This window comes from Nocardia noduli, from assembly GCF_019038455.1.
GTDB classification, from domain to species: Bacteria; Actinomycetota; Actinomycetes; order Mycobacteriales; family Mycobacteriaceae; genus Nocardia; species Nocardia noduli.
In genome coordinates this window covers 50,647-57,671 of sequence record NZ_JAFMPL010000042.1, presented here as the reverse complement: position 1 = coordinate 57,671, position 7,025 = coordinate 50,647, and the positions used below count along the sequence as shown (strand labels likewise).

5 protein-coding genes are annotated in these 7,025 nt (G+C 69.5%); 4 read left to right on the top strand and 1 reads right to left on the bottom strand.

All coding sequences use genetic code 11. The annotated features are described in order from the left end of the window. From JZ792_RS22215 to JZ792_RS22205, 3 genes are all read left to right on the top strand, one after another. The coding region (locus tag JZ792_RS22215) for a hypothetical protein (RefSeq protein ID WP_254190156.1) at positions 1-658 on the top strand (658 nt) is incomplete at its 5' end. Between the two features lie 72 nt (positions 659-730). Beyond that, the gene (locus JZ792_RS22210) at positions 731-2,050 is read left to right on the top strand and encodes a DUF8176 domain-containing protein (protein ID WP_308165400.1); all 1,320 of its coding nucleotides are present in this window, start codon (positions 731-733) and stop codon (positions 2,048-2,050) included. 187 nt (positions 2,051-2,237) lie between these two features. Further along, entirely contained in the window at positions 2,238-3,449 is a 1,212-nt protein-coding gene (locus JZ792_RS22205; protein ID WP_216912928.1) for an aminotransferase-like domain-containing protein, read from the top strand. On the opposite strand, the gene glpK is transcribed toward JZ792_RS22205, so the two are convergent. Then, the gene (gene glpK / locus JZ792_RS22200) at positions 3,431-4,930 is read right to left on the bottom strand and encodes a glycerol kinase GlpK (protein WP_216912926.1); all 1,500 of its coding nucleotides are present in this window, start codon (positions 4,928-4,930) and stop codon (positions 3,431-3,433) included. The two genes, JZ792_RS22205 and glpK, sit on opposite strands and share 19 nt — an antisense overlap. 291 nt (positions 4,931-5,221) lie before the next feature. On the opposite strand from glpK, the gene JZ792_RS22195 reads away from it, so the two are divergent. Continuing rightward, complete coding sequence (locus JZ792_RS22195) at positions 5,222-6,955, top strand: glycerol-3-phosphate dehydrogenase/oxidase (protein ID WP_216912924.1); 1,734 nt, start codon at positions 5,222-5,224, stop codon at positions 6,953-6,955. The last annotated feature ends 70 nt before the right edge of the window (positions 6,956-7,025 follow it).

The following is a 7,025-nucleotide window of genomic DNA, read 5'->3' as shown; positions in this document are numbered from 1 at the left end:
GGGTCAGCCCGCGCAGCCCGCCACCGCCGAGGATCCCAAGGCCCCCGGCCCCGAGGCCACCCCGGCCGTGCCCGGTGCGACGCAGCCGGGCACCCCCGGTACCGCGCCCCGTTCGGGCACCGACACCCCGGCCGCGCAGCCGGAGAGCGACACGCTCATCCAGCAGCCGCCGCGCTGGGAGGCCCCGCGTATCGATTCGGCGCCCGCCGCGCCGGTCGTCGAGATGACCGGTCCGCGTACCGAAGTCGGCGCCAACGTCGACGGCGGCACCCTGCTACCGGGTTTCGTGGCCAATACCCACCACTTCAACAATGCGGCCGGTTACGTCGGCACCGTCGGATACCGCACGCCGACCGGTGCGGGCGAAGCCGGTGTCTCGGTGGAGTTCGTCAGCGCCAACACCATTCAGATCACCAGCTACACCGGTGGTGAAGGTCTCGCGGACAACAAGTCCACCACGGTGCTCGACACCACCCAGGTGAACTTGGCCAAGGCGGCCGTCGAGCAGTGGATCGCCGCGCAGCCGGGCGGAACCGCCGCGCTGGAAGCCGCCGCGCAGGTTAAACTTCCCGCGATCATCGCACCGGGTGATGTCATCCCGCAGACGGTCAATGTCGCCGGCGTCACCACCCAGTGGGGTGGCTCGGTCCAGTACTGACATGAGCTGATTCGACGGTGGGGCGGTCGTTCGCGACCGCCCCACTCGTATGTCACGGGGAAAGGATGGGTCGTGGTCTCCGAGGGCGACGCGAAGGACGACGAATCCGGCAGGCGCCGGTCGGAATTCGGTCCTCCGGTGGGCGGTTTCGGCCCTCCGGTGGGTGGTCCGCTGCATGACGGCGGACCGCCGACGGGCGACTTCGGCCCTCCCCTCACCGATTTCGGGCGACCGCCGCAGGGTGGTGGCGCCCCGGGTGGCGGCTTCGGCCCGCCGCTGCGTGACGGTGGTCCTCCGACCGGTGGTTTCGGTCCGCCGGTGCGCGATGGTGGTCCGCCGACGGGCGATTTCGGTCCGCCGCTGCACGACAGTGGTCCTCCGACCGGTGGTTTCGGTCCGCCGCTGCGTGACGGTGGTCCGCCGACGGGCGATTTCGGTCCGCCGCTGCACGACAGTGGTCCTCCGACCGGTGGTTTCGGTCCGCCGCTGCGTGAGGGTGGCCCTCCGACCGTCGAATCCGTTCCCACCTGGTCGGTTCCGCAACCGCCGGGTGATCATCCGGAACTGGGCTGGCGACCGGCCGCCGAACCCGCGGGTCCGCCGCCCGACGCACGCTACCGCGCGCCCGACACGACGGACTTCTCCGCGCCGGTCGCCCCGCAGTCCGATTTCGATCCCGACGCCACCACGCGCCACCGGAATCCCGCCCCCGCGCCGGAACCGGACAACTGGTGGAGCCCGACCGATTCCGGCGAGGTGCCCAGGCCGCCGCAGGAACCGCGTGGCGGCGAGTCCGGCCTGTCCTGGGCCGACGATCCGATCGCCAAGCGGCTCGCGCCGAGTAGGCCCGTGCCCGAGACCACCAAGTCCGCGAGTAAGGGCCGGGGCGTGGTGGTGGGCGTCGCGGTGGCCGCCGTCGTGCTGATCGGTCTGATCGTGGCGATCGTCGCGATGGGCAGGGGCGGCGGTGAGGACGAGGCGTCGACCACGGCGTCGCCGCCGTCGACGGCGGCGGCCTTGAGTTGTCCGGCCAGCCGCGACGGCAAGGTGTCGGTCGGCAACGGCGCAGGCGACACGTCGAGCGGACCGTCGGCGATCCTGGGATTCCAGCACGCGTTCTACGTCGAGCGCAGCGGTGAGGGCGTGCGCAGGTACGTCGCCCCCGACGCCGAGAACATCTCGTCGGCCGACATCATCCAGGGCGCGATCACCGACCAGATCCCGGCGGGCACGACGCACTGCCTGCGCATCACCGAGGTGGCCTCCGACACCTTCGACGTCGATCTGACCGAACATCGGCCCGACGGCACGACCACGGTGTACCGCCAGACGGTCAGCACCGTCGACCGTGACGGCAGGATCCTGATCTTCGCCATCCGGGAGCGCGGCTGACCGGCCGTTCTCTCGCATCGGGCTGTCATCGCGCATTACGTCGCGGTGGCAGCCCGTCTTCGTTTCGTCGCTGGTAGACCCCGTTCCAAGACTAGAAATCCCATATTTCGGGAAGCGAATTTCATATTCTGGTCACGCTGTGCGATGGTGGACCTGACCAGAACCGTGGCGTCCCCCGGAGGTTTCCATGTCGTCGAATCGACCGTCGCTGTCCGCGAAACTGGACGGGTTGCAGAGTTCGGCGATTCGCGACCTGCTGAAACTGACCTCGCGCGCCGAGATCATCAGCCTCGCGGGCGGGCTGCCCGACGCCGCGCTGATGCCGAGCGAGCGGATCGCCGAGGCCGCCGCGAAAGCGCTGACCGACACCGCGGTGTTGCAGTACACCGAATCGCCGGGGTGGGCGCCACTGCGCGCCGTGCTGGCCGAGCGTGAGTCGGCGCGGATCGGCCGCGCGGTCGCGCTCGACGAGGTCTTCGTGACACACGGCTCGCAGCAGGCGCTTTCGCTGCTCGCCGAGGTGCTGCTCGACCCGGGCGCCCTGGTGGTCGTCGAGGATCCGGCCTATGTCGGTGCGCTGCAAGTCTTCCGCGCAGCGGGCGCGCGTCTGGTCGCGGTGCCGCTGGACGGCGAGGGGATGCGCGTCGACGTGCTGCGCGAACTGCTCGCCCGCGGTGAGCGTCCCGCCGTGGTGCACACGGTCAGCAATTTTCACAATCCGGGCGGGGTCACCATGAGCTCGCGGCGTCGCCGGGAGCTCGCCGAACTCGCCGACGCGTACGGGTTCTGGGTGATCGAGGACGACCCCTACGGCGAGCTGTGGTTCGACGCCGCGCCCCCCGAGCCGGTGGCGGCCCACTCCCGCAATGTGATTCGCCTCTCCAGCGCCTCCAAGATCATCGCGCCGACCCTGCGCGTGGGCTGGATGACGGCGCCCGAAAGGGTCTGCCGCGCCGTCGAACTCCTCAAACAGGGGGCGGACCTGTGCGGTTCGGCGCTCACCCAGCAGATCGCGGCCGACCTCCTCGCCGACGACGCGTGGCTCACCGCACACGTCGACACGGTCCGCGCGACCTACCGGACCCGCGCCGAGGCGCTGGTCCGCGCCGTCCGCGCGACGTTCGGCGACAGCCTGTCCTGTACCGACGCCTCCGGCGGCATGTTCGTCTGGGCCTCGTTCACCGACGGCACCGACACCTCGGCGCTGTTGGCGCGCGCGCTCGAGGAAGGTGTCGCCTACGTTCCCGGGGCGGCCTTCACGGTCGACAGCGCCTACACGCATTCGATGCGGATGTGTTTCACCACCTCCGACGCGCCGGTCTTGGAGAAGGCCGTCGATCGGCTGGCGCGGGCGCACGCCCGCGCGCGGGTGGTTTCCGGTCAGTCCACCCAGTTGTAGGTGCGCTCGACGGCCTTGTTCCACGCCGTCAGGTGGGCCTCGCGGACCTCGGCCGACATGGTCGGCCGCCACGTGGTGTCCGCGGTCCAGTTCGCCACGATGTCGTCGGTGCTCGGCCAGTAGCCGACGGCGAGGCCCGCGGCGTACGCGGCGCCGAGCGCGGTCGTCTCGTTGACCACGGGGCGTACCACGGGGACATCGAGGATGTCGGACTGGAACTGCATGAGCAGATCGTTGCCGACCATGCCACCGTCCACCTTGAGTGTCGTCAATTCCAGTCCGAGACGCTGGGATTCGGCGTCGGCGCGCATCGCGTCGACCACTTCCCTGGTCTGGAAGGCCGTGGATTCGAGCACCGCGCGTGCCAGGTGGGCCTTGGTGACGAATCGGGTGAGTCCGGCGACGACACCGCGGGCGTCCGGTCGCCAACGCGGCGCGAACAGGCCGGAGAAGGCGGGGACGATATACGCGCCGCCGTTGTCCTCGACGCTGCGGGCCAGCGGTTCGATCTCCTCGGCGCTCGAGATGAGGCCGAGATTGTCGCGCAACCACTGCACCAGCGAGCCGGTCACCGCGATCGACCCCTCCAGCGCGTAGACGGCGGGCTGATCGCCGAGGCGATAGCAGACGGTGGTGAGCAGTCCGTGTTTGCTGAGGACCGGGGTGGTCCCGGTGTTGAGCAACATGAAATTGCCTGTGCCGTAGGTGTTCTTGGCCTCACCGGGGGACAGGCAGGCCTGGCCGAAGGTGGCGGCCTGCTGGTCGCCGAGGATTCCCGCGATCGGAACGCCCGCGAGCGGACCGGAGGTGATCTCCCCGTAGACCTCCGACGAACTGCGGATCTCCGGCAGGATCGCCTCCGGCACACCGAATTCCGCGCAGATCCGCGGATCCCATCGCAGTGTGCGCAGATCCATGAGCATGGTGCGCGAGGCATTGGTCACATCGGTGACGTGTCGGCCGGTGAGATTCCACAGCAGCCAGCTGTCGATGGTGCCGAAACACAGTTCGCCCGCTTCGGCGCGCTCGCGCGCTCCTTCGACCCGGTCGAGGATCCAGCGCAGTTTCGGCCCGGCGAAATAGGTCGACAGTGGCAGTCCCGTGCGGTCCTGATAGCGGGTGGGGCCGAGGTCACCGCCCAATTCGGTGACGAGGCGATCGGTGCGGGTGTCCTGCCAGACGATGGCGTTGTGGATGGGCTCGCCGGTGGCGCGGTCCCACACCACGGTGGTCTCGCGCTGGTTGGTCACCCCGACCGCGGCGATATCGGCGGCGGTGAGATCGAGTTGTTCGAGTACCGCGCCGAGGACGTACTCGGTATTGCGCCTGATGGTCTCGGGATCGTGCTCGACCCAGCCGGGCCGAGGGAAGATCTGTTCGTGCTCCCGCTTGGCCACCCCGACGACGCGGCCGTGCCGGTCGAAGACGATGCACCTACTGGATGTCGTGCCCTGATCGATGGCGGCCACATAGCGACGCATTCGAGCAGGCTACTAAACCCGGGGCGTGTCATGTCCGAATGCGGCGGTCGTACTCGGTCCACGACAGGGCCCGCCGGGAGCGCGCCCGCCGTGGTTTCCGCACGCCGCGCGCGCACGCGCCACCCGCACTAGGGTGGATTCGGATACCGGTGGGTAGCGCTCGGCGACACGGGTCAGGCCCGCCGCTGGACGTGTGCCCAGTCGCATAGCCTGGAAGTGGAACAGCCCGACCGCGCGTGCCACACCAACATCGACAGCCGGCGATTGCGCCGTCGGCGCGAGGAGGCGAGCATGACCACGAAGCCGGATTCACAGTTTCTCGGGCCCGAGCAGCGCCGTACGGCGTGGGAGCGGTTCGGCAAGGATCATTTCGACGTGGTGGTGGTCGGCGGCGGTGTGGTCGGTGCGGGTATAGCGCTCGACGCCGCGACCCGCGGTCTGAAGGTGGCCCTGGTCGAGGCCCGCGATCTGGCCTCCGGCACGTCGAGTCGCTCGTCGAAGATGTTCCACGGCGGTCTGCGCTATCTGGAACAGCTGGAATTCGGACTGGTGCGCGAGGCGCTGCGCGAGCGCGAACTGGCGTTGTCGACGCTGGCCCCGCACCTGGTGAAACCGCTGCGTTTCCTCTATCCGCTGACCCGCCGGTTCTGGGAGCGGCCCTACGTCGCCTCCGGCCTGGTGCTCTACGACTCCATGGGCGGGTCGAAATCGGTTCCGGGACAGCATCATCTGTCCCGGCACGGCGCGCTGCGGCTGGCTCCCGGGCTCAAGAGCGACTCGCTGATCGGCGGCGTCACCTACTACGACACCGTCGTCGACGACGCGCGGCACACCATGACGGTCGCGCGCACCGCCGCGCACTACGGCGCGGTGATCCGCACCTCCACCCAGGTCGTCGGCTTCCTGCGCGAAGCCGACCGGGTCACGGGTGTACGGGTGCGCGACAGCGAGGACGGCCGCGCCGGTGAGGTGCGCGCGCACGTGGTCGTCAACGCGACGGGCGTCTGGACCGACGAGGTGCAGTCGCTGGCGCGCAGCAGGGGCAGGTTCCACGTCCGCGCGTCCAAGGGCGTGCACATCGTGGTGCCGCGCGACCGCATCGTCAGCGACGCCGCGATGATCCTGCGCACCGCGACCTCGGTGCTGTTCGTCATCCCGTGGGGCGCGCACTGGATCGTCGGCACCACCGACACGGATTGGAATCTGGACCTGGCCCACCCGGCCGCTACCAACGCCGATATCGCCTACCTGCTCAACCGGGTGAACGAGGTGTTGGTCACGCCGCTCACCCACGCCGATATCGACGGTGTGTACGCGGGCCTGCGGCCGTTGCTGGCGGGGGAGAGCGATTCCACCTCGAAACTGTCGCGCGAACACGCGGTGGCGCGGGTCGCGCCCGGTCTGGTCGCCATCGCGGGCGGCAAGTACACGACCTACCGGGTGATGGCCTACGACGCGGTGGACGAAGCGGCACAGGACATTCCGGCCCGCGTCTCGCCGTCCATCACCGAGAAGGTGCCGCTGCTGGGCGCCGACGGCTATTTCGCCCTGGTCAACCAGACCCTGCATCTGGCCGAAACCTACGGCGTCCATCCGTACCGGGTGAAACATCTGCTCGATCGCTACGGTTCCCTCGTCGACGAGGTGATCGCCATGGCCGACGGCAAACCCGAACTGCTGCAACCGATCACCGACGCACCGGCCTACCTCCAGGTGGAGGCGGTCTACGCGGTGGCGGCCGAAGGCGCGTTGCACCTGGACGATATCCTCGCCCGCCGCACCAGGATCGCCATCGAATACGCCCACCGCGGCGCCAACTGCGCCGAGCAGGTCGCCCAACTGGTCGCCCCCCTGCTCGGCTGGGACGAATCCGATGTCGAGCGCGAGGTCAAGACCTATCAGGCCAGGGTGGAAGCGGAGATCCACTCGCAGAACCAGCCCGACGACACCTCCGCCGACGCCCTGCGCGCCGCAGCCCCCGAACCCCGACCGCAACTCCTCGAACCGGTGCCGCTGGACAGCTGAGCGGATTCACGCTCTCGGGAGCGGCGCTCGCGCGGCCTCCGGTGGACAGGGCGCGCAACCGAGCCTGCCC